Raw genomic sequence first — 24,342 nt, forward strand, 5'->3', positions numbered from 1 at the left:
TCGATTCTGTAACTAATTATTCGTAAAAGCAGAATCAGCATTCAATGAGGAGATTTTATTATGGCAGTAGTAATCAACGGAAAGGACCTTACAGTAGAAGAAGTAATCCGCGTTTGCCGCGGGATGGAGAAAGTCAGCATCTCTCCGGATGCAGAGAAGAGAGTGAACAAGGCGAGAGCCTACATCGACAAAAAACTGGACGAAGGCGCGATCATTTACGGCCTGACGACAGGATTCGGCAAATTCGCGAACGTTTTCATCGATCGCGACGAGACGACCGCGCTGCAGCATAACCTGATCATCAGCCACACCTGCGGTTTGGGCGAGCCCTACGAACAGAAATACGTGAGAGCGGCGATGCTTCTCCGCTGCAATGCTTTGTCCCGGGGAAATTCCGGGATCCGGTTCTCCACGATTCAGACGATGGTGGACATGCTGAATGCGGGCATCCATCCTCAGATCCCCTGCAAGGGAAGCCTGGGAGCCTCCGGCGACCTGGCGCCGCTTTCCTTTATCGCACTGGGTCTCATCGGACTTGGGAACGTCGAATATAAAGGTCAGATCATGCCGGCGGCAGAGGCCATGGAGAAGGAAGGCATCCGGCCGGTGGAGCTGGCGGCCAAGGAAGGACTTGCGCTGAACAACGGAACACAGATGATGACCGCCGTCGGCGTGAATGTTTTGTGGGATGCAATGCACCTGATGAAGGTGGCCGACCTGGCGGCTGCAATGACCGCAGAAGCGCTTCACGGTATTACCAAGGCGTATGATCCTAAAGTTCACGAGCTTCGCGGACACAAAGGACAGATCGAGTCGGCGGAGAACCTGCGGACCCTGCTGAAGGGAAGCAAGAACGCCATGAGAGTGCAGAATACCAAGGTGCAGGATCCGTATACGCTCCGGTGCGTTCCGCAGATCCACGGCGCCAGCAGAGACGCCATCGAATATGTGTACGAGGCGGTGTCCAGAGAAATCAACGCAGTGACCGACAATCCCATCGTGTTCCCGGATGACGATGATGTTATTTCCGGCGGCAACTTCCACGGACAGCCGATGGCACTGGCCTTCGACTTCCTGAAAATCGCCATATCTGAGCTGGCGGACGTTTCCGAACGCCGGGCGGAGCGGATGATCAACCCGGCGCTTTCAGAGGGACTGCCCGGATTCCTGACGCTGCATGCGGGCGTCTGCTCCGGCTTCATGATCGCTCAGTATGCGGCGGCATCTATGGTTTCAGAGAACAAAATCTATGACCATCCGGCCTGCGTGGACTCCATTCCGTCCTCCGGCAATCAGGAGGATCACGTTTCCATGGGAACGACATCGGCGAGAACGGCGGCGATGGTTCTGGACAATGCGGAGAAGGTGCTGGGAATCGAGATTGCCACGGCGGCTCAGGCGATCTGGCTGCGAGAGAAGATCGGAGAGAGTAAGATTTCCAACCTGGCACCGGCGACGAAGGCTGCTTATGAATATATCAGAACAAAGTCAGAACCCATCGATCAGGATGTGATCATGCACGACGAGCTGGTGAAATTTGATGAAATGATTAAAGACAACAGCCTGCTGGAGGCTGTGGAAAAAGAGGTTACACTGAAATAGGAGGCGACGTATATGCTTAACAACAATGAGATAAAAGGCGCAATGAAAATTCAGCTGGGAAATGAATATCCCGATTATCCGGAATTTCAGGAGGGAATCCGGAGAGCGCCGGACCGGGGATTCAGGCTTACTAAGGCGCAGGCTAAAATCGCGCTGAAGAACGCTCTGCGTTATGTGCCGGAAGAGCTGCACGAGAAGCTGGCGCCGGAGTTCATGGAAGAACTGACAACATACGGCCGTGTATATGCGTACCGTTATCGTCCGGAAGGCAGAATCTACGGAAAGCCCATCGATGAATATCAGGGAAAGTGTCTGGCCGGGAAGGCCTTCCAGGTCATGATCGATAACAATTTGGATTTCGAGGTGGCTCTGTATCCCTATGAGCTGGTCACCTACGGCGAGACTGGATCCGTCTGCCAGAACTGGCTTCAGTACCGGCTGATCAAGAAATATCTGGAGGAACTGACGGAGGAGCAGACGCTGGTCGTAGAGTCCGGAAATCCGCTGGGGCTGTTCCCCTCCAAACCGGACGCGCCCCGCGTCATCATCACTAACGCTCTGATGATCGGAGAATACGATAATCTGGAGGATTGGGAAATCGCAGAAGAAATGGGTGTGGCCAACTATGGACAGATGACCGCCGGCGGCTGGATGTACATCGGACCGCAGGGCATCGTTCACGGGACCTTCAACACGATTCTCAACGCCGGCAGAAAGTACCTGGGCGTTGCGGAGCAGGACGACCTGGCCGGACATACCTTTGTATCCTCAGGACTGGGCGGAATGAGCGGTGCGCAGCCGAAGGCCGCAAACATCGCCAACGCTGTGGGAATCTTCGCCGAGGTGGATTACTCCCGCATTGAGACACGGCACGACCAGGGATGGGTGGACGTGGTCATGGATGACATTGACGAGATTTTCCGGCTGGCCAATGAGAAGAAGGCGGCGAAGGAGGGAATCTCCATCGCATACCATGGAAATATCGTGGACCTGCTGGAGGCCGCGGTCGAGAAGGATTTCAAGATCGATCTTCTGTCCGATCAGACTTCCTGCCATAACGTGTATAACGGCGGCTACTGCCCGGCGGGCATGAGCTTCGAGGAGCGCACAGAGCTCCTGCACAGCGACAGAGAGGAATTCCGCAGGCAGGTGGACAAAACCCTGCGCAGGCATTTCGAGGCGATTCGCACCCTGACGGAGAGAGGAAGCTACTTCTTTGACTACGGCAATTCCTTCATGAAGGCTATGTATGATTCCGGCATTAAGGAAATGTCGAAGAACGGAGTGGACGACAAAGACGGGTTCATCTGGCCTTCCTATGTAGAAGACATCATGGGTCCGGTGCTGTTTGATTACGGCTATGGCCCCTTCCGCTGGGTCTGCCTCTCCGGAAAACCGGAGGATCTGGCTGCGACGGACAAAGCGGCGATGGACACCATCGACCCGAACCGCAGGGCGCAGGACAGAGACAACTGGGTATGGATCCGCGATGCCGAGAAAAACAAGCTGGTGGTCGGAACCCAGGCCCGCATACTTTATCAGGATGCGGAAGGGCGCCGGGACATCGCGCTGGCCTTTAACAAGCTGGTTCGGGAGGGCAAATGCGGCCCGATCATGATGGGTCGGGATCATCACGACGTATCCGGTACAGATTCCCCGTTCCGTGAGACCTCCAACATCAAGGACGGCTCCAATGTCATGGCGGATATGGCAGTGCAGTGCTACGCCGGTAATGCGGCCAGAGGAATGTCTCTCTGTGCGCTGCATAACGGCGGAGGCGTCGGTATCGGAAAAGCTGTCAACGGCGGCTTCGGTCTGCTGCTGGACGGCTCCGAGCGTGTGGATGAGATCATTCGCTCCGCCATCATGTGGGACGTGATGGGCGGCGTGGCACGGAGAAGCTGGGCCAGAAACGAGAACGCTCTCTCCACCGCGGCTGCGTACAACAAAAATTATGACGGAAAGGGCCATATCACACTTCCGTTCCTGGCAGACGACGGGCTGGTGGAAAGCGTCGTTGATCGATTTGTAAAATAGGAGATTGTATGTCTACATTACTGATAAAAAACATCGGCACTCTGCAGACTCCGGTGGGCAGCTACAGCCACCGGGGTGCGGAGCAGGGCGAAAACCGGAAACTCCGGGACGCGGCTGTCTATATCCGGGACGGCGTGATCACTGAGATTACCGACGGAGGCGATCTTCCTCTTGGATCGGAGAGCGCGGACGTGGTTCTGGATGCGAATTACCGGCTGGTCACGCCGGGTCTGGTGGACGGACATACCCATATGGTTTTCGGTGGTTACCGACAGCATGAGGTGGCGATGAAGCTGAAAGGCGCCACCTATCTGGATATCCTCCGGGCCGGTGGCGGAATCCTGGACACGGTACGGAAGACCAGAGAGGCGGACGAGGCAGACCTCTGCTACAAGACCGGAAAATTTCTGGACGAGATGATGAACCACGGCGTCACAACCTGCGAGGCCAAGAGCGGCTACGGGCTTGATTTCAACAGTGAGATGAAGATGCTGGAAGTCATCGGGCGCCTGAATGAGTCTCATGCCATGGATGTGGTCCCCACATTTATGGGACCGCACGCGATTCCCGAGGAGTACAAAGGCAGGCCCGATGATTTCATCGACATGATCTGCGGGGAGATGCTCCCCTATGTGAAGGAGCATAAGCTGGCGGAATTCGCGGACATCTTCTGCGAGGATTCCGTGTTCAACTATGAGCAGAGCCGGAAATATCTTCTGCGGGCGAAGGAACTGGGCTTCGGACTGCGGATTCATGCGGATGAAATTGAAGCTATCGGAGGCTCCCGTCTGGCGGGAGAACTGGGCTGCGTCAGTGCGGAGCACCTGATTTCCATCGATGAAGATGGACTGGAATCGATGGCAAAGGGAGGGACTATAGCAATGTGTCTTCCCGCGACATCCTTCTATCTGGGCGCAAATTATGCGCCGGCCCGCCGGATGATTGAAATGGGGATTCCGGTGGCCTGCGCCAGCGACTTCAATCCGGGGTCCTGCCCGTCGATGAATCTTCAGTTTGTAATGAATCTGGCGTGTCTGAAATACAGGCTGCTGCCGGAGGAGGTTCTGACTGCTGTGACTATTAACCCGGCCTGTGCGATAGGCAGAGGCGACCGGGTAGGAACGCTGGAGGTTGGGAAACAGGCGGATCTCGTGATCTGGGATGCGCCGGATATGGAAATGCTCTGTTATCGCTTTGGCTCAAATATGACCGCGAGGGTCGTCAAGAAAGGAAAAATTATAAAATGAAATTAGTCGACATGAAGGTGAATGAATTTCTGGACGTGCTGAAATCTGACGCGCCGGCACCCGGCGGCGGTTCTGTAAGCGCCCTTTCGGGCGCGGAGGGCTGTGCTTTGTTCGTGATGGTCGCTGATCTCACGCTGGGAAAGGAAAAGTATGCGGATTTCCAGGACACCTGCGCCGCGGCGAAGGAGAAGGGGCTGCCTTTGTACCGGGAGCTCACGGCTGCGGTGGACAAAGATACAGACGCCTACAACCTGATCTCAGATGCGTTTAAACTCCCGAAGGGCACCGAAGAAGAGAAAGCGGCACGGAAGAAGGCTATCGCGGACGGAACGCTGGTAGCGACGGAGGTTCCCTTCCGCACGATGCAGCTGGGGTATGAGGGTCTGAAGATTGCGGAAACACTGGTCGGGCATTCCAACCCGAACTGCGCCAGCGACCTGGGCGTCGGCATTCTGCAGCTCCGGTCCTGTGTGTTCGGAGCGTGGATGAATGTCCTGATTAATCTTCCGGGCGTCAAGGACGCGGAGAAGGCTTCCTACTTCGGCGCGGAGGGACAGAAAATGTATGAGGAAGCGTCGGTGATTTCCTCCCGCTGCTTCAGCGCTATCACAGAATCGTTATAACCTGCGGCAAGGCGGCGAACGCCGACACATGCTGCGATGGAGAACCACAATGCGGCGAACGGCGAACGCCGGCAATCGCTGCGGTGCCGCGCTGCAATGCGGCAAGACAGCGAGCGCCGCGACCGATGTCGCAGCGGGGAACCGTATAACCCCGTGATAAAATATGCCTGCCGGAACCGAAAGGCGGCGGACAGAATCATTTGTACTTCAAAAGGAGAAAATGCAATGGCACAGATTATCGAAAGTATTCCAAACATCAGCGAAGGGAGACGGCCGGAGGTGGTAGAGGCCTGTGTGGACGAGATCCGCAACACGCCCGGCTGCACTCTGCTTGACTATTCCTCTGATGAAAGTCATAATAGGAGTGTCATCACATATATCGGTGATGCAAAGGCAGTAGAAGAAGCAAGCGTCAAGCTGGTGAAGAAAGCCGCGGAGCTGATCGACCTGAATCATCATGAGGGCGAGCATCCCCGGATGGGTGCGGTGGACGTCATGCCGTTCCTCCCCATCAAGGACTGCACGACGGAGGACTGCATCGAGCTTTCCAAAGTGGTCGGTAAACGCATCGCAGACGAGGCGGGAGTTCCGGTGTTCCTTTATGAGGAATCCGCGACGCGTCCGGAGCGGCAGAACCTCGTGAAAATCCGCAAGGGGCAGTTCGAGGGCATGGCGGAGAAGGTTCAGGAACCGGACTGGGAACCGGATTTCGGTGGACGCAGAATCCATCCGACCGCCGGCGTAACGGCAGTCGGCGCCAGACCGCCGCTTGTGGCGTTTAACCTGGATCTGGATACGGACGACGTGCAGATCGCAAAGAACATTGCTAAGATCATCCGCGAAAAAGACGGCGGATTCAAGTGCGTCAAGTCCATGGGCTTTGAAATCGAGGATGAGGAAACCGGCCGCAAATATGCACAGGTTTCCTGCAATATGACGAATTTCGAGCAGACGCCTCTTTACCGCGTGGTGGAGACAGTGAAATTCGAGGCGGCACGTTACGGCGTTCACGTCACCAAAACCGAGATCATCGGCCTCTGCCCGATGAAGGCGATGGTGGACTGCGCACAGTATTATATGCAGACCAACGATTTTGATTTCGAGAAACAGATTCTGGAGAATCACATCATCTGATCGGAAACGAATCCGCACGGCCGGCCGGTTGGCCCGCAACAGTGAGGAAAGTTACGGCCGGCCGGTTGGCCCACAAAAGTGAGGAAAGCTGCGACCGGCCGGTTGGCCCGCAGCAACCGCAACTGTTGCGACTAGTCGATTGCCTCACGAAATCTGCGACCGGCCTCGCGCGGTCGCTGAATCGGGTTTCGACCCGACGCCGCATGACTGCCCTGAATCACTGAGGGCAGTTTTTTTGTATCAGGAGAAGAAAATGACGGAACGAAAAAAATTTACTCTGGAATTCTCGCTGTCCCGCGAAATTGCAGGCATTCTCCGAGACCGGATTCTGCACGGGGAATACGGAATCGGCGAGCAGCTGAAGGAAAACAGGATCGCCGGCGAACTGAGGGTCAGCCGGACGCCGGTGCGTGAGGCATTCAAAATCCTGGAGGATGAGGGTCTTGTAGAATACAGAAAAAACCGCGGCTGCTTCGCACAGGGAATAACCCGACAGGATCTTGAAGATATCTACGCGGTGCGAAAGGCGCTGGAAGGTCTGGCGGTGGAATGGGCCTGCAGGCATATGACACCGGACTACGTGCAGCGGCTCACGGACCATTGCGATCTGATGGATTTTTACGCCGGCCGCGAGGATGCGCCGCAGGTTCTGGAACTGAACGAGGGCTTCCACGATATAATTTATGAAGCTGCTGGGAGTCGTTTCATGGCCCGGGTCCTTCGCTCCTACAAAGGATACATCCGCATGAACCGCCGCAATGTCTTTTATGAGGAGAAAAATCTTCGGGAAATCTCTGCAGAGCACAAAGCCATTCGGGATGCGCTTGCCGCTGGGGATGAGGAGGCGGCGCGGCAGGCCATGTCCCGCCATCTGGATGAATCTCGCCGTCGCGCCGAAGCGAGCCTGGCACGGATGGAATAGCGGCAGACAGGATTATTTGCGTTGGCGTGGCAGCGAGCCGCACCGCAGAATTCTTGCGTTGGCAAGGCGAGGCCGCGGCGGTGGGCCGTGAGGTCTTGTGTTGCCGGACCATGCTGAGCCCTCACCGCGAAGGCATAGAAGAACACATAGAAAAAGAGACCCATCGAAGGATGAGACTCTTTTCCTGAAAGTGTGTGTATTCAATAAAAGAAGGAAAGTTGGTATATAAAATACCAAACTCGATTGAACAACCATAGTATAAGGTATTTATGTGAAGATTGCGTGAAGGAACGCAGTCGATTCGCATTTTTAGTTATTTTTTTGTATAATACCAGATAATGTTATCCCCGTCCTTCAAGTCGTAATCCTGAGGATTGTCACTGACCTCTTTACCGTTGATTTTGTACTTCCACACATATTTTTTCTTCAGCTCACCGTTGTTGATCCCGTTGATTCCCTGCACCTCATTATTTGTGGTATCGACGAGAAGTTGTATCTCGCTGATATTGCAGTATAGCTCCGTAGCCTCCAGCACCGAAGAATCCTCTTCCGCCTTGAACTTGAAGTTCTCCAGGTCCGGTTTGTTCGCCTTTCCCGGATAGTCAATAGAAATCAGGAGATTAATCGGGTTGACGACAGATTCCTCGGCAGAAGAGCTGCTTTTGTCCCTGCATCCGGTAACGCACACGGCAAGCCCCAGCGCCAGCGCGCAGATAAATATAATTGAAAACTTTTTTTTCATAATTTCCCCCTAAAACATCTGATTCGACAACAGATCATAAAGTTCCTCCATGGCCTGGTCATAAGCGTTGTAAACAATATTGCCCTCGTTTATGATCAGATCGGCGTGCGAATGAGCGAAGGCCTTCAGATCCTTCTCGTACGGGTCCTCGTCGAAGACGGTGAAGTTTGCCTTCTTCCCGACTTCAATCGTTCCCATATCCTCCAGCCGGCCGATATTCTCCGCCGCGGTGCGGGTCAGGCGCAGGATGGCGTCCTGCACGCTTTCGCTGTCATCATACACAGGATTGAACAAAAGCAGGCTGGTGCGCGGGTTTTCCAGAATTGCATCGAAGCAGCCGTCATAGAGCTCCTTCTCAAAGGCGGTCTGCCAGGACACATCGTAAATAATCGATGAGTCTTCAGTTCCAATGATTCTGCGGAATGGCGCTCTCCTTCTATCGCCGGGGCCGTGGAGACAAAGCACGCATACTCCTTTGTCGTTCAAATAGTCTACAGCCTCCCCGACCCAGTACAGCACCTCCGACTCCCCGAATTCCGGGTCCGTCTCCGCCGCATTGTCAAAAGCGTCAATGGCAGGCGCACTGTAGGTGTCGATAAATCCCGGAAAAACAACAGCACCGTCAAGGTCGTGAAGCTCCGCCTCCCGCAGCAGCTCTTCACTGAAATCATCATATCGTCCGACCGCTGTAATGACGCCGTCCTCGCAACAGATCGCGTCCACCGCCGATGACGGGGAAGACTGCGGGGAGCCCACATCCACTGCCGCCGACGAGCGTGTCGACGAGGGCTCGGAAGCGTTTTCCTTTGTATTCGCCGATGACGACGGCACCATCGTGTGGAAGCGTCCATTGTAATATATTTTCTTCATTAAATGAGTCCCTCCGTTTCTACACCGAACATCTTATCATAAAAAAGCCCTGTTGTTAACAGAAATTGTCGGGTGGTGTATAACTGTGAGGTGAGAAATATGTGCGGTCAGTCGGGCGGAATGCTCGCGAAATGTTAACGAAATAGCGAAGCGCGATGTGCATGGGTCGCCGCACCGCCATGCGTGGCGATTTTGCAGGTTATTTTGCGATGTCACCTACGCCGTTGAGGATGAGACGGGGACGATAAGGGAAGAGGCTGACCTGTTCGCGGCTGGTAACGCCGGACAGAACAAGAACTGTATCCAGGCCGCTCTCGATGCCGGCGATGATGTCAGTATCCATGCGGTCGCCGATCATGGCAGCGTCTTCCGAGTGGACGCCCAGAATCCGGAGACCGGTTCGCATCATCAGCGGATTGGGTTTGCCGACAAAATATGCCTGCTTGCCGGTGGCCATTTCAATCGGCGAGATCAGAGCCCGGCATGCAGGAACGATTCCCAGATCGGAGGGGCCGGTCACATCAGAATTGGTTCCGATAAGGCGAGCGCCCTCCCGCACTAGAGAAACCGCCTTGCAGATCGTCTCATAGTTATAATTTTGTACCTCGCCCACAATCACATAATCAGGATTGCGGTCGGAGATGGCAACGCCGCATTCGTAGAGCGCTCCCACCAGTCCTGGTTCGCCGATGACGTAGGCGGTGCAGTGTTCCATCTGCTGGCTGACAAATCTGGCGGTTGCAAGTGCGCTGGTATAGAAATGCTCCTTGTCGACGTTCAGCCCCATTCGGGAAAGCTTCATCTGGAGTTCCAAAGGCGTTTTGCCGCTGGCGTTGGTCAGAAAAAGGTATTCCTTGTCCTCTCGCTGAAGCCATTCCACGAACTCCTTTACGCCCGGAAGCAGCACATTTCCGTGATAGATAACGCCGTCCATGTCGCATATGAATCCTTTTTTGTTTTTCAACTGTTCCATTTTTTCTCCTTTCCCGTTGATGATAGCACTACAAAGTAAAATTGATGTCTTTGTCGGAGTTAAATGTATGTAAATTTCCTTATACGGCAGTATGCGTCCTTACGCGTGTGCCCGGAGTGGCCCTTGGAGCTTCACCGGTCGGCCTCGGGTCATGAAAGCACTGACCATCGCCGTCCACGAGTCATGCGAACGCTGGTTGGCGGACATCTGCGAGTCATGCAAGCGCCGGACCGTCCAGCGGATCGCTGTGATCGATGAGGAACCGGCGATGATACTTCAGCTGAGCGTATTTTGTGATTTTGTTCATGTAAATCGCGTCGTATGCACCGCCCACTGCGCCCACCACGGGGACGCCCTGCAGAAATTTCATATACAGGAGCTCTGTGGAAAGGGCCGCGGAGGACTTGCGGATCTGGGCGCGCTGATCGTAGTCCTTCGGAAGCTCGGGGCGGTCCAGAAACCGGTTGATCTGTGCGTTCTGCTTATCCAGCTCCTTGCCGCAGCACAGAGAGGCCTCGATGATGCGCAGAATGAAATATTTTTCCTGCGGCGTGTCGTAGCTGTAGCCGAAGTGGAGTGCGATCTCATAGATTCCCTTGAGCATCGTGGCGGTGAACAAAGGAATGTCCGGGAGGCCTACGCCCAGGATGCCCATGCCGATTCCGGCTCCTCCGGAGAACAAAAGATTACGGCCGCCTGCGGCTCCGGCTTTGTTGGAGATGTGGCGCAGAGATTCCCGGTCGCCCCGGGACAGAGCTTCCTCACGCTCCTCCACAAAGGATTCCTCAATGCCGTTTTTGTTGTAGGTCTTTTCGATGACGCCGGTGCCCTTCTCGAATATCAGTTCAAAAGCCTTGGAAAACGCGAGATCCAATTTGTCCTGAAGAGCGTCCGGAATATGTTTTTCCAGAAGCCGGTTCAGACGGGATTCCTTCCTGAACCGCCCTTTCTGAAGATACTCGTATTCCTGCCGCTGCATGCGGTTCCATTCTTTCTGCCATGGTGTGGTCATGATCACTTCCTCCTCTTTCAGAATAGTATAACACGTAATACGAAAAGAAGGAGGAGATATTGTGAGGAGAGTCTGATAATCCCTGCGCATCGAATTTGGCATCAGTGCGCCGTGGTATGCGGGATTCCTGCCGCGGCCGCGAGCCGCTGGGACCGAGGGACACGGCCTGCCGCGGCAGCCGGATTCCTCTCTGCAGCTCGAACCAATGCAGCGGGAACCTTTCGGTTCTGTTCCGTCTTGCACCTGTTTCGTCTTGAACCTGTTCTGCCTTGCGCCTATTCTGTCTTGAACCTGTTCTGTCTTGCGCCTATTCTGTCTTGCGCCGGTCCTGTACAAGTTTGGCGCCCAGGCGAACCGCTTTCAGGTTCAGCGCTTCGGTGCCCCGTGGGATATGGGCGAGGACCGCTTCCTCCATGGATTTCTGGGAGGCCAGATGCAGTGCCTCATTTACCGCTCCGCACGCGATGATGTTGGCCGAAACTTTTTTTCCGATCACATCGATGGCGGACTGGATGATGGGAAGCTGCAGCACCTCATGCTTCTGGGAAATCCGCTCCGGCACCCGGACGGAGTCGTCCACGATGATGGCGGCGCCAGGGGCGAGCTTCTTGCTGAATTTGTCGAAAGAATTCTGCGACAGGGACAAAAGGAAGGTCGGCGTCTCGATCTTGGTATAGTTAATCGGCTTATCGTCTACGATGGTCTCGGCTTTACAGAGTCCGCCCCGCGCTTCCGGTCCGTAGGACTGGGACTGGACAACCTGTTTGCCGTCCAGGAAGGCGGCCTCTGCCATGATAATGGTTCCCAGGATGACACCCTGGCCGCCGGAACCTGTGAATCTCAGCTGTTCTTTCGCCATTACCGGTCACCTCCTGCGATATGGATGATCTTATCGTATTCCTCAACGTACTCCGGACGGCCTTCTACGCGGCTGAACTCACCGAGAAGTACCTTTCCCTCGAGCTCAGCAGGCTCCATTTTCGCCGCCTTTTTTATGTCGATACAGTTTTGTTCCTGCCAGTGCATCATATCCACGGCGGATCCTTTTTTGTTCTTGCGGCCGTAGTAGGTCGGGCAGATGCTGACGCCCTCGATTACGGAAAATCCTTTGTGCCGGATGCCGTTCTCGATGAGGCGGATCATCTGCGGAACGTGGAAGCAGTCTCCCCTTGCCGTGTAGGTCGCGCCGGCAGCCTCGGACAGCTTAGGAAGGTCGAAATCCCCGTCGATGTTTCCATAGGGTGCCGTCGTTCCCTTCTCGCCGGTCGGCGTCGTGGGGGAATACTGCCCGCCGGTCATGCCGTAGATGTTGTTGTTGAAAATCACAACGGTCATATCGATGTTCCGCCGGCAGGCGTGGATCAGGTGGTTTCCGCCGATCGCCGCCGCGTCTCCGTCTCCGGTCACGACGATGACGTGGAGCTCGGGGCGGGCCATTTTGATTCCGGTGGCAAAGGCGATGGCTCTCCCGTGGGTGGTGTGCAGAGTGTTGTAGTTCATGTATCCCGCCGCCCGTGAGGAACAGCCGATTCCGCTGACGATGGCAACCCGTTCCTTGGGAAGGCCCACGTTATAGATGGCCTGGCAGACGTCCCGCATCAGAATGCCGTGGCCGCAGCCGGGGCACCAGATGTGAGGGAGTCTTCTGGTCCGCATGGTTTCCTGTACTAATTTGCTTGGCATATTATTCATCCCCCTCTTCTATTTTTTTGATGATTTCGGTGGGGCTGATGGCGGTGCCGTTGACCTTGCCGATAAATTCCACCTTTGTATCTCCCTTAATGATTCCCTCTACGGTCAGCAGAACCTGTCCGTAATTATGCTCCACCACGATGAGACGGCGCAGCTGACGGGCTCTTGATACGAGCTCGTATTCCGGGAAGGGCCAGAGTGTGACGGGACGGAACATTCCGACGTTGTAGCCCATGTCCCGGGCCTCGTCCACGGCTTCGCGGACGGCTCGTGTGGTGCCGCCGTAGCAGACGATGCCGATATCGGCGTCCTCCATCTGGTATTCCTCGTAATCGAGGATCCCGCTGTATTTGTATATCTGGATCTTTTTCATGATGCGGTCATTCTCTTCTCCGGCAATCTGATTGTCGTTGGTGGGGAATCCGGCCTCGTCATGGAACAGTCCGGTGATGTTGTAAAGGTGTCCGTCTCCGAAGGAGGTCATGTGCGGAACGTACTGGCCTTCGCCGAAGGCGTAAGGCATAGAGTTGATCATGTGGGTGTTCCGGTTATGGATTTCCAGTTCGTCCGGCGGAATGATCTCGCAGCCTTCCCGCATATGTCCGACGATTTCGTCCATCAGCAGGATCACCGGGGTGCGGAACCGTTCGGCCAGGTTGAAGGCGCGGACGGTCTGGTTGAAGGTGTCCTGGACGGAGCACGGGCATATGGCAATGACGGGATGATCTCCGTGGGTACCCCATTTGGCCTGCATCACGTCGCCCTGCGAGGGGGATGTGGGAAGGCCGGTGGAGGGACCGGACCGCATGACGTCGACGATAACGATCGGGATTTCCGCGATGGTGGCGTAGCCGATGTTCTCCTGCTTCAGGGAAAATCCCGGACCAGAGGTCGCCGTCATGGATTTTGTGCCTGCCACAGACGCGCCCAGCGCCGCCGCTATGCTGGCAATCTCGTCCTCCATCTGCATAAATTTACCGCCGACCTGCGGCAGACGTACTGCGCTGCGCTCTGCGATTTCCGTGGACGGGGTTATGGGGTAGCCCGCGAAAAACCGCATTCCGGCGGCCAGAGCACCCTCAACGCAGGCCTCGTTTCCCTGCAGGAGCTGGAATCGTTTCTGTTTCTCCGCCATCTCTACGCCTCCTCTACCCAGATTGCATAATCCGGACACCGCTGTTCGCAGAGGCCGCAACATATGCAGTCGTCAGGGTTTTCGACGACAACTTTTTCCTGCCGTATTATCAGCACTTTCTTGGGACAGAACTCCGCACAGTAGCCGCAGCCCTTGCACCACTCGGGCTCTGTGCATAGTTTTTTTCCTTTTAGCATTTTCCTCGTTTCTCCTTCAACTCTGATGAATGATAAGGTTTCTGTACTGAATATATCACAAATGAAGATGCCGCCCGCGGAAAAAACATTATAAATACAATTATACATTCGGAAACGATTTATAACGGTAAAGTGTTGAAATTGCGAGGATTGCGGGGCGAGTCGATGAGTACGGCGAGAGGGTCGGCGAGGGGCGGCGAGAGGGTCGGCGAGGGGCAGAGAGAGGGTCGGCGAGGGGCGAAATGTGCGGAAACGGGGCGGTGAGAAGGTCGGCGAGGGGCGGATAGTCGGCGAGCGGGGCGCGGGGGATCACTGATGGGTTTCCTGTATGGAGGTTAAAGAATTACAAAATGTGATTAAATGAGAGCAGTGGGAGTTGCCATATCGCAAATTGGCGATTGCAAAGGCGCTTAAAAGTACCTTGATTGGAAAATCTGCCACAAATCGCCAAAAAATCCAAAAATGTGGCAGAATCCTCGCGTAAGATTTACATTTTTTGCCAGTAAACGCATAAAAATATACAGTGAGTTCATGTTTAGCCGGTTTTACACGGCAGGATTTTGCAAAATCGGGTACGAATGCCGTAATTTCAATACTCTAATTTTGTAATATATGTTATACATACTAAAAAAGCCCTAAAATCTGCCACATTTCTCGAAAAAAATCAAAAATGTGGCAGATCAGAGTGCGTCTAACTCAAATGGCGCTACTGTGAACAGTTCGGGTTCGTTCAGACCCGGAGTTAAATTTCGGGTTCGTTCAGGCCTTGAGTTAAGACGACTATATCTGTGCGGGTCTGCCGAAAACCGGATTGAGCCTTGAATACCAGAGTTCTGTTCTGAAACGGCCCCGCTGACGTTTTCGTCTAACGGGGCCTTGGCTGTTTCATCATTTCTTTTTACTTTTTTTCTTCAGATAGAAGAAATCGTTCACTCTGTTTTTTGTATCGACGGTATTGTTATACTGAAGAATGTGGTACTGATTCAGGTATTTGCGGTATTTGCTGCCGGCAGTTGCGGAGTAGAATTTCCCGTTGTCGCCCATGTAGGCAACGGCGCTTGTGACGGGAACCTTTTTCTGCAGAGAGAGCAGATACTTGTCGTATCCGGTCATTTTTCCACCGATTAGCTTCAGGATATATGGGCCGATGTAGTTGGCACTGATCTGCAGTCCATCGGTGCCGCCGTTTGCGGACCCACCTGAAGCTGATGCCGCGTAGGTGGTGATTTTCGAGGCGTAGTCGCTGTCGTAGTTGGTCCAGATCATGAAGGGTACCTTGTATTTGCAGAGCTGTTTTTCCACATCGGAGACCCCGGTCATGCGTTCCTTCAGGGTGTCGTAGAAGGTGGCGCCGACGTGGGGTTCGTGGTCGCCGAAGAGGACGATCATTGTCGGCTCATCGGTGTTCCGGAAGTAGGTGATCAGGTTCTTCAGGGCCTCGTCTGTCTTTTTGGCCAGGTTGATGTATTGCTCGGTCTGCTCGTCGGCCAGGCTGCCGTCGGTGACGGTGACCTCCTTTTCCACATAGCCGCTGGTCAGTTTGAAGTCGCTGTGGTTCTGGATGGTGACATTGAACATGAAGAACGGAGCAGAACTTCCCTTTTCTCTGTGTGCCTCGTAGTTTCTGCGGATCTGACGGAAATCTTCCTCATCGGAAATATAGGCCCGGATTTTCTCCGGATCCTTCAGATTCTCCTGAGAGATGTACTTCTCGAATCCCAGCAGCGGGTAGACGCGGTTCCGGTTGTAGGAGGTCCGGACGCCGGGGTGGAAGGCGATATTGCCCCGGTACCCCTGAGCTTCAAGAGCGTAGGCCAGGGAGGGCATCTTGCTGCGGATATTCGTGTTATACGGCACAGCGTTCAGCGGGTAGAACTGCATGCTGTTGCCCGTCAGGCATTCGAACTCTGTGTCGGCTGTGCGGCCGCCGAAAATCGAGGGGTACAGGACGCCCTTGACGGTGTTCTTTTTCAGGCTGTGGTAGAAGGGCAGGTAATCGCCTGAGGTCTGCACATTTCCTACCAGGCTGAAATCAGCAAAGGCCTCGTCCATGATGACGATGATGTTAGGCGTTTCCTTCGAGACCGTCGCGGAGCCGTCCGTGGTGTCAGAGGTGTACTTCGATGCGATGGATTTTACTTTGTTCACAGAGTAGCCGGATGGTTTCTCTATCCGAGAGTTTTTTACGGTGTATACAAAACCTACTACGGATCCGTGGCGGTGGTAACCGCCTTTCGCATTGAAGCCGGAGACGAATACGCCGTGATGGTTCAGAAAGTTGGTATTCAGCACCACGCCGTAGAACCAGCCGCCCCAGAGCCCGCAGGCCACCAGAAGCACGGCCCGGTAGCGGATCCGCAGGCCCCGGACGCTTTTCAGCGAGAGCACCAGCGCCAGGAAAACCAGGGTCATGACGATAAGCCAGAGAGATCGTTTGCTGAAGGAGATCGTATAATTTGCCGCAACGTCCATAGCTGTGCCGATGGAACTGAAATCCGTGGCGATTAACGGGTCGTTCCGGAACAGAATCAGGAAATAGTTCGCCATGCAGAAGGCAAAGGTCAGGAACGTGGTCAGCAGTGAGGCAATCTGCGTCCGGTTGAAAATCAGATAGAAAATCGCCATGATCATAATTAAAATCGTGATCGTCATCAGCCCGTCGAAGTCAAAGAAGATATTTTTAGGACGGAAGATGGTTCGCAGGCCCTTGCCGTCTGACTTCTGCACCAGCCAGTAGCAGAAGAAGGGCGTGATGACGAACATTAGCCTGGAGACGGCCCGGTTCACATCGATGCGCTCTCGCCATTTTTCGTTCTTCACGCGGCGGCGCAGCGCTTCGCTGATATGGTTCAGCGGCAGTAGAATCAGCAGCAGTGCGATGAGCATACAGCCGAAGAAGAAGTACAGCAGTGTTTTCGATAAATGCAGGTAGTTGACGCCGCAGAGGAGCTGCGTCTTACCGAAGCTCTTTCCGTCGACGGTGAGCTCAGCCCCGGAGTAGGTTCCTCTTGCCAGATAGATTCCGAAAACAGAGCCGGAGGAAGCCCGTACCCCGTCGCCTTTAATCTGTATCGTATAACGCTCACCCTTTTTCAGGGTGTATCCGTCCGAGGTTTTAGCGGAGACCTTGCTGCCTGCCACGCGGTTGGCGTTTACCGCCGTGGAGTCCTGGGTGAAGTCGAAGGCCGTCAGCGTGTCGTTTAGAGTCAGCCCCGCGGAGAGGGAGGAGGAACAGATTTTGTTCCCGCTGCCGTCCAGCACAGAGACAGTGATGCGTCCTGCGGTAGCGGTGCTGCCGGGGTTGTGAAAGAATAACTGAAGGCGCTTGATTTTGTCATCTCTGGCCACAAAGGTCTGCCGGATGGTCTGTGACCCCTTCAGTCTGATGTAATCGGTGTGCGGTCTGCGAAGGTAGTAGGAAATGAGGTCGTCGTTGTTTCCGCTGATTTTGTCCAACTTGCTGTAGTCGCGCTGTGTGACTTCCTTCCCATCTTCAATGACAGTCGTGCGGAGAGTCTTCGTCAGCTTGTGGGAAGTCCCTCCGTCATAGCGCACATTATACAGGTATGTCAGCGGATAGCGCATGCTGTCGATTTCATAGATAAGAAACAGGCAGCATAAAATCAGCAGTACAATTGAAATGACTTTTTTGACACGGATTTCCTTCAGAATTGCTTTCATAAAAACAGTATTTCCTTCCCTTCTATATCCCGTTGATTCGTTCGTCGTCGCGCCGCTGGCCGCAGCCCGTTCGCAAACTTGCCGGCGCCGGTGAACCTCTCCTTCGCTCGCCGCCGGCCGCGAACCTGCCGTCGCTCGCGAACTCGCTGGATGTCGCTTCTCCTGAAGCTGCAGACTTGTCGGCGCCCGTGGACTCTGAGCTCGCGAACCAGCTGTTCGCCGAGTCCTCCTCGTAGCCCGGCCGCCGTCACCGGTTGCGGTACATCTTCTCGTAGTATTGACGGTAGTTGCCGCTGACGATGTGTTCCCACCAGGAGCGGTTTTCCATATACCAGTCGATGGTGCGACGAATTCCGTCTTCGAATCGGGTGTCCGGCAGCCAGCCCAGCTCCCGGCTGATTTTAGCAGGATCGATGGCGTAGCGCAGATCGTGGCCTTTGCGGTCGCCGACGAAGGTAATCAGGCTTTCCGATTTGTTCAGCTGGCGGAGAATCGTTTTCACCACCTCTAGATTGGCCTTCTCATTGTGGCCGCCGATATTGTAGACTTCACCGTCCTGTCCGTCTGTCAGGATGAGATCAATGGCCTTGCAGTGATCCTCCACATACAGCCAGTCCCGGACATTCTGCCCGGTTCCGTAGACGGGCAGCGCTTTGTCAGAGAGGGCGTTGATGATCATCAGCGGGATCAGCTTTTCCGGGAACTGCCAGGGGCCGTAGTTGTTGGAGCAGCGGCTGATGGTGACCGGAAGACCGTAGGTCCGGTGATAGGCCATGACCAGAAGATCAGCTGAGGCCTTGCTGGCGGAATACGGGCTGGAGGCGGTCAGCGGCGTGGTCTCTGTGAAGAACAGATCGGGCCTGTCCAGCGGCAGGTCGCCGTACACCTCATCGGTACCCACCTGGTGGAACCGGCGGATTCCCGTCCGGCGGCAGGCGTCCATCAGAACCTGCGTACCCAGGACATTTGTCTTCAGGAAGATGCTGGGGTCTTCGATGGAGCGGTCCACGTGAGATTCCGCGGCAAAGTTGACGACCATGTCGAAGTGCCCCTGACTGAATAAGTCATTTACAAAATCACGGTCGGCGATGTCTCCCCGGACAAAGTCAAATCCGGCTTTGTTCCTGACGGAGTCCAGCGTTTCAAGGTTCCCCGCATAGGTGAGCTTGTCCAGACAGGTGATCTGCCAGTCCGGATGATGATCCGCCAGATAAAAAATAAAATTGGAGCCGATGAAACCGGCTCCTCCGGTCACTAATATATGCATGCTTCTCTCCTTCAATATGTTCGGCATGTTCGCGGCGGCCTCTGCGCGTTTTCGCCGCTTCTGCGTGCTCGCTCGCGTCTCTGCGCATTCGCAGCTGGCTAGCCGACTCTCCACGTTCGCGGTCGCCTCTATACGTTCGCATCCGGCAGGGACAGAAGGTACTGGCCGTAATCGGTCATGCTCAGGCTTTCTCCGATGGCGCGCAGCTTTGCATCGTCGATGAAACCTCTGCGCCAGGCGATTTCCTCCAGGCAGGAGATGTAGAAGCCCTGACGCGACTGAACCGCCTCTACGAACTGGGCAGCCTTCAGCATTCCTTCCGGCGTGCCGGTATCCAGCCACGCCATGCCCCGTCCCATCAGTATCACCTTCAGCCGCCCCGCATCCAGATATGCGTTGTTGACGGAAGTGATTTCCAGTTCGCCCCGCGCCGAGGGGCGGATTTCCTTCGCGATGCGGACGACGTCATTGTCATAGAAATACAGTCCGGGAACCGCGAAGCTACTTTTGGGGTTTTCCGGCTTTTCCTCGATGGAAATGACATTATGGTTTTCATCGAATTCCACCACGCCGAATGCCCGGGGATTCCGTACCGGGTAGCCGAAGATTGCGGCACCCTCACGATGCTCTTTGGCCATGTTCAGAAGCCGGGTGAAATCCTGACCGTAGAAGACGTTGTCTCCCAGCACCAGACATACGCGGTCATTTCCGATAAAGTCCGCGCCGATGATGAAAGCGTCAGCCAGCCCCCGGGGCTTCTCCTGAATCCGGTAGCTGAAATTCAGCCCCAGCCTGCTGCCGTCGCCCAGGAGCTCTTCGTAAGCGCCGATGTCCTCCGGCGTCGAGATTATCAGAATGTCCCGTATTCCCGCCAGCATCAGCACAGAGATCGGATAATAGATCAGTGGTTTGTCGTAAATCGGCAGAAGCTGCTTGGATACGGCCCGGGTCATGGGGTAGAGCCGGGTGCCCTTTCCGCCGGCTAGAACGATTCCTTTCATAAATGATAACTCCTTACTTTGCGACAAAATATTTCTGCGGCAGTTCGTTTCCTGCGGGGGTGTCCTCTCCCGCGGCGCTGCTGACAAACTGCCGTCAGCGCTCATTACGTCCGGCAGGGACTTAATGAGCAGGCTGTTTATTCCGTGCCCCGCGCCTTCTGCGCAGAACCTCGATAATGATTATGGCAAGAATGCCGATAATTGTCAACAGTCCGGCGGGACGGAGCACCACCGGAATGTACTGCAGCTCCACGGCGTGCTTTCCGGCGCTTACCCGCACTCCGGTGAAGGCCAGGTCGGTGTCCCGGATTTTCGATACCGGTTTTCCGTCGATACGGACCTTCCAGCCCGGATTGTCCAGAATGGACAGGAAGAGGACGGAGTCCTTCTGCGCATTCACCGTTCCCTTCACACGGTCATTGGTGAAGCCGGTGATGCGGTAGCGGTTCTGTTGCAGCTTCGGTGCGTTTTCCTGATAAACATCCATCGGAACGGCGTAGACCTTCAGACTCCGGAAGCTGTATTCCCCAAGATTGTCAATGCGGATGCGGATCTGCCCCGAGGCGTCTTTATAATAACCGAGGTTGATGTTGTAATCGTCGATGTCTGTCAGAGCCTGATTCTTCCCCTTCCGGCACATAGCGTCCTTCTCCACGAGGCCTCTGGAGGCGTAGATGGTGAAGGCTTCGTCATCGACAAAGGATGCCCGGTTGATTTTGTCGGTAAGGGTGACGGCGCTGCCGGAGCGTCCGGCCAGTCGTTCCCGTTCCTCATAGGTATTGGTCCGGCGTGTCAGTCCCCGGAAGGACAGAACCAGCTGGCAGTTCGCGGCGTCCGCGCTCCGGGGAACGTCGATGGTGAAGCTGCCGCCGCGGCCCTTCACCGTCATGGAGGACTTGCGGACAATCAGGCTCTTCTGGTCCCGGATCCGGTAGTTCAGGGAGCGGATGGACGTTTTGATGTCGGAGGCCTTCAGATGAGTCAGTCCTCGGACCTGTGAGACAGATTCGTTGGGAACGACCGCGGCCTGCAGCAGAACCTGTTCCCGCACAAGGGGCGGATACTTCATCAGTTCCGACTCAGTGATGTAGCCGGAGAAGGTGGTTCCGAGACCGATGGAGTACCGGTTTTTCAGGACCTGTACTCCATCGACCGTGCGGTCATAGGTGAAGCCGAAGGGGGCGTAGTCCGAAGCTCCCGGGCGCTTGGTGCTGCTGTCTCCGAGAAAGTATTTCACGCCCGTCAGCAGATCCAGAGCAGCCCGGTTGTCGTTGGAGAAGCTGGTGGTCCGGTCGAAATACCCGGCATTGTTGCCCATGGCTTTGTTAAACAGGAGCCACCTGCGGCTGATGGTCGAGAAGTACATATAGACAGAACGGTTCCCGAAATACAGATTCTCGTTGGCCTGAACCCGTGCCACACGAGTGTCGTTGTTGCCGTCCACCTGGTCGGTGCGGAAGAAGGAAGAGTCCTGCTGCTGCAGCGTCTGAGCGGCCCTCTGGGTGGACTGAGCGAAGTTTTCGCGGATGCCGCCCACCCTGGCGTAATGGTACAGCGAATTGCTGAACCAGGGGAAGACATTGAAATTCTCCGCACCCATGACGCTGATCATAGTCAGCAGGATAACAGCGGTACCCAGCAGCTGTTTTCTGCGGCGTTCTGTGAGCCGGCGCAGAAAGTCCGTGTGCTTCCAGAGCCAGAGGCAGAGGAGAATCAGGAATCCGAACAGAAGGCTGACCGCGGTGGCGCAGGCGTCGTTCAGTGCCGCGATTTTCAGCCACAGATAGCAGACGCCGATGTTCCAGACACCGAGAAGAGCCAGCCAGAGAGCCATGAGGCGGAGTCCCCGTTTAGAGGTGAACTCCTCCTGCCCGAGAGTTTCGACGGCGGCCCAGACCAGGAAGAACACCAGCACGAAGAACCAGCGCCCCACGCTGTAGCTGAAGCCGTTGAAGAATTTTCCGGTCACCGGGAAGAACGCCGCGATGAAGAGGATCCCGGCCATGACGGCGGCGGTGCTTCCCCGGCGGATGTTCTTTACCGCGAGGGGCAGAACCATCACACACAGAATCGGCATATACAGGTAGGTGTAGTAGGTGCTGGTTCTGGCGATGGACGTGAACGACAGCAGCCAGTTCAGGTAAGCCTTCAGCGTGTACATGACGGTATGAGGCTCGTAGGCGGCGCTCGTGGTTGCGTCGGACAGCGACAGCACCATGGAGAAGGCGAAGACGGAGGATATTAATATCCCTGCGACGCCGCAGATACAGTAATAGCCGGCAGCGCGCAGGAATGCGCCGGGGCTCTTTCCTTTGTTGTAATGAAAGTAGCGGAGCACAAAATACAGGACGGCGGTGACGCCTCCTACGTAGGTCCACGTCACGCCGGATACAAAAAACAGAAAGACGGAAAGGATGAACAGGAGAGGGGATTTCCCCTTCAGGAGCCGTTCCGCGCCCATGATCAGGAGGGGAAGTACGACTGCCGCGTTCAGGAAAGCGCCCTGTGCGCCCGCGGCTACGACCATCCAGCCCGAGAAGGTATAGCAGAGAGCTCCGGCGACCCGCTGGCTCCCGTTCAGAGAGACCTCCCGGGCGAAGAAAAGGAAGGTGACGCCGGCAAGGTACTGGCGGAAGACCGTGACCAGGTCGTAGGCCACGTCCAGATATTTCTCCGGCACGGCTACGATCAGCCAGGTCAGCGGGTTGGCCAGCTTGCTTTTCAGCAGTTCAAAGTAATCGTCACCCAGGCCCAGGCTCCAGGACCAGAACCCCTTTCCGTTTCCGGAGAACAGGGCGGCGAAGTATTCCCGGATGCTGGCGTAGGCCGGGTAGGTCTGGGCGATACCGTCGAAGTTCCCGTGGTTGGTCCGCAGGAAGGTTACATGAAAATACAGGAAGCAGAGGTAGACCCCCAGCGCCGTGATGATGAACAGCAGGGTGTAGAGGAGAAACTGCTTCCTGAAGGCAGAACGGTTTTCCGCCGTGTTATCGGGATTGATAAAAGCTTCTGATTGCATCCGTCACTACCTCAATGTTCTCTTCGCTCAGTCCGTAATACATCGGCAGTCTTACGAGCCGCTGACTTTCCTTTGTGGTATATCGGTCCTCGCCGTGGAACCGGCCGAATTTCCGGCCCGCCCGGGCGGAATGCAGGGGTACGTAGTGGAACACCGCGGAGATCCCCCGCTCTCCCAGATACCGGATCAGCGCCGTGCGCTCCTCCAGATCCGCGGTTTTCAGATAGAACATATGGGCGTTGTGCCGGCACTCGTCCGGAATGTACGGAAGCCGTATGCGGCCGCTGTCCTCAAGGGGTTTGAGCATCGTGTAATAGCGATTCCAGCTCGTCAGACGGTCACAGTTGATTTCCTCCGCCAGCAGAAGCTGCGGATACAGATAGGCCGCGTTCAGCTCGCTGGGAAGATAGGAGGAACCCACGTCCACCCAGGAGTATTTGTCCACCTGGCCCCGCAGGAAACGGCTGCGGTCGGTGCCCTTCTCCCGGACGATTTCCGCCCGCTCCAGATCCTTCTTGTCGCGGATCAGAATCGCGCCGCCCTCGCCCATGCTGTAATTCTTGGTTTCATGGAAGCTGAAACAGCCGTAGTCTCCGATGGTTCCAAGCGCCCTGCCCCGGTAGAAGGCCATGACGCCCTGAGCCGCGTCTTCCACCACCTTCAGGCTGTGTCGGCGGGCGATGTCCATGATGACGTCCATCTCGCACCCTACGCCGGCGTAATGAACCGGAACGATGGCGCGGGTCTTCTCCGTGATCGCGTCCTCAATCAGCGTCTCGTCGATGTTCATCGTGTCGGGCCGGATGTCCACGAACACCAGGCGTGCTCCCCGGAGAACAAAGGCGTTGGCGGTGGATACAAAGGTATAGGAGGGGAGAATAACTTCATCTCCCGGCTGAATGTCCGCCAGAAGAGCCGACATCTCGAGGGCGGAGGAGCAGGAGGTGGTCAGGAGAACGCCGGGAGATCCGGTCTGCTCCTTCAGCCAGTCGCTGCATTTCCTCGTGAATTCGCCGTCGCCGCAGATTTTTCCGCTGTCGATGGCCCGGCAGATGGCTTCCTTCTCTCTGCCGGTATATGGTGGTACGTTGAATTTAATATGCATAAAAATGTCCTTTGGAATGTCCTTTGTTTCAGTGATGCGATCTGCACAGAGATCATGTCCATTATACCATAAGCAGAGGGCAA

General features: G+C 55.4%; 19 protein-coding genes. 6 read left to right on the forward strand and 13 right to left on the reverse strand.

The genetic code is table 11. The features are described from left to right. Positions 1-60 precede the first annotated feature (60 nt). The 6 genes from hutH to FYJ64_RS02500 all read left to right on the forward strand — a co-directional run bounded on the left by hutH (position 61) and on the right by FYJ64_RS02500 (position 7,565). Positions 61-1,602, forward strand: coding sequence for a histidine ammonia-lyase (gene hutH / locus FYJ64_RS02475; protein WP_154573678.1), 1,542 nt, complete (start codon positions 61-63; stop codon positions 1,600-1,602). Positions 1,603-1,614: 12 nt separating this feature from the next. Further along, positions 1,615-3,639: a urocanate hydratase gene (locus tag FYJ64_RS02480; RefSeq protein WP_154573679.1), complete on the forward strand. Its 2,025-nt coding sequence runs from the start codon at positions 1,615-1,617 to the stop codon at positions 3,637-3,639. A gap of 8 nt (positions 3,640-3,647) precedes the next feature. Beyond that, positions 3,648-4,886, forward strand: coding sequence for an imidazolonepropionase (gene hutI, locus FYJ64_RS02485; RefSeq protein ID WP_154573680.1), 1,239 nt, complete (start codon positions 3,648-3,650; stop codon positions 4,884-4,886). After that, positions 4,883-5,509, forward strand: coding sequence for a cyclodeaminase/cyclohydrolase family protein (locus FYJ64_RS02490; RefSeq protein WP_154573681.1), 627 nt, complete (start codon positions 4,883-4,885; stop codon positions 5,507-5,509). The genes hutI and FYJ64_RS02490 overlap by 4 nt, the downstream gene beginning before the upstream one ends. A 225-nt stretch (positions 5,510-5,734) precedes the next feature. Then, positions 5,735-6,643: a glutamate formimidoyltransferase gene (gene ftcD / locus FYJ64_RS02495; protein ID WP_154573682.1), complete on the forward strand. Its 909-nt coding sequence runs from the start codon at positions 5,735-5,737 to the stop codon at positions 6,641-6,643. 253 nt (positions 6,644-6,896) lie between these two features. Continuing rightward, entirely contained in the window at positions 6,897-7,565 is a 669-nt protein-coding gene (locus tag FYJ64_RS02500) for a GntR family transcriptional regulator (protein ID WP_154573683.1), read from the forward strand. A gap of 313 nt (positions 7,566-7,878) precedes the next feature. Here the strand turns inward: FYJ64_RS02500 and FYJ64_RS02505 are convergent, their stop codons facing one another. The 13 genes from FYJ64_RS02505 to rffA all read right to left on the reverse strand — a co-directional run bounded on the left by FYJ64_RS02505 (position 7,879) and on the right by rffA (position 24,259). Continuing rightward, positions 7,879-8,307 carry a DUF4430 domain-containing protein gene (locus FYJ64_RS02505; RefSeq protein WP_154573684.1) on the reverse strand — a complete coding sequence of 143 codons (429 nt, stop codon included), beginning with the start codon at positions 8,305-8,307 and terminating at the stop codon, positions 7,879-7,881. 9 nt (positions 8,308-8,316) lie between these two features. Then, positions 8,317-9,177, reverse strand: a complete 861-nt coding sequence (locus tag FYJ64_RS02510; protein ID WP_154573685.1) for an amidohydrolase family protein — start codon at positions 9,175-9,177, stop codon at positions 8,317-8,319. Positions 9,178-9,376: 199 nt separating this feature from the next. Next, entirely contained in the window at positions 9,377-10,150 is a 774-nt protein-coding gene (locus FYJ64_RS02515; RefSeq protein WP_154573686.1) for an HAD-IIA family hydrolase, read from the reverse strand. 214 nt (positions 10,151-10,364) lie between these two features. Beyond that, positions 10,365-11,162 (reverse strand): EcsC family protein, encoded by a 798-nt coding sequence (locus tag FYJ64_RS02520; protein WP_206045511.1) that lies wholly within the window; start codon positions 11,160-11,162, stop codon positions 10,365-10,367. Between the two features lie 307 nt (positions 11,163-11,469). Then, the gene (locus tag FYJ64_RS02525) at positions 11,470-12,021 is read right to left on the reverse strand and encodes a 2-oxoacid:acceptor oxidoreductase family protein (RefSeq protein ID WP_154573688.1); all 552 of its coding nucleotides are present in this window, start codon (positions 12,019-12,021) and stop codon (positions 11,470-11,472) included. Beyond that, positions 12,021-12,845, reverse strand: a complete 825-nt coding sequence (locus FYJ64_RS02530; RefSeq protein ID WP_154573689.1) for a 2-oxoacid:ferredoxin oxidoreductase subunit beta — start codon at positions 12,843-12,845, stop codon at positions 12,021-12,023. The genes FYJ64_RS02525 and FYJ64_RS02530 overlap by 1 nt, the downstream gene beginning before the upstream one ends. 1 nt (position 12,846) lies before the next feature. Then, the gene (locus FYJ64_RS02535) at positions 12,847-13,989 is read right to left on the reverse strand and encodes a 2-oxoacid:acceptor oxidoreductase subunit alpha (protein ID WP_154573690.1); all 1,143 of its coding nucleotides are present in this window, start codon (positions 13,987-13,989) and stop codon (positions 12,847-12,849) included. Positions 13,990-13,991: 2 nt separating this feature from the next. Continuing rightward, positions 13,992-14,186: a 4Fe-4S dicluster domain-containing protein gene (locus tag FYJ64_RS02540; RefSeq protein WP_075713219.1), complete on the reverse strand. Its 195-nt coding sequence runs from the start codon at positions 14,184-14,186 to the stop codon at positions 13,992-13,994. 888 nt (positions 14,187-15,074) lie between these two features. Next, a complete protein-coding gene (locus tag FYJ64_RS02545) occupies positions 15,075-17,867 on the reverse strand; it encodes a sulfatase-like hydrolase/transferase (protein WP_154573691.1) in 2,793 nt (930 codons plus the stop codon). Between the two features lie 247 nt (positions 17,868-18,114). Further along, positions 18,115-19,134, reverse strand: a complete 1,020-nt coding sequence (gene rfbB, locus FYJ64_RS02550) for a dTDP-glucose 4,6-dehydratase (protein WP_154573692.1) — start codon at positions 19,132-19,134, stop codon at positions 18,115-18,117. Positions 19,135-19,262: 128 nt separating this feature from the next. Then, entirely contained in the window at positions 19,263-20,135 is an 873-nt protein-coding gene (gene rfbA, locus FYJ64_RS02555) for a glucose-1-phosphate thymidylyltransferase RfbA (RefSeq protein ID WP_154573693.1), read from the reverse strand. Positions 20,136-20,256: 121 nt separating this feature from the next. After that, the gene (locus tag FYJ64_RS02560; protein WP_154573694.1) at positions 20,257-23,154 is read right to left on the reverse strand and encodes a YfhO family protein; all 2,898 of its coding nucleotides are present in this window, start codon (positions 23,152-23,154) and stop codon (positions 20,257-20,259) included. Further along, the gene (rffA, locus tag FYJ64_RS02565; RefSeq protein ID WP_154573695.1) at positions 23,123-24,259 is read right to left on the reverse strand and encodes a dTDP-4-amino-4,6-dideoxygalactose transaminase; all 1,137 of its coding nucleotides are present in this window, start codon (positions 24,257-24,259) and stop codon (positions 23,123-23,125) included. The genes FYJ64_RS02560 and rffA overlap by 32 nt, the downstream gene beginning before the upstream one ends. Between the last annotated feature and the right edge of the window lie 83 nt (positions 24,260-24,342).

The sequence above is a fragment of the Hornefia butyriciproducens genome, from assembly GCF_009695915.1.
GTDB lineage: Bacteria > Bacillota > Clostridia > Peptostreptococcales > Anaerovoracaceae > Aminicella > Aminicella butyriciproducens.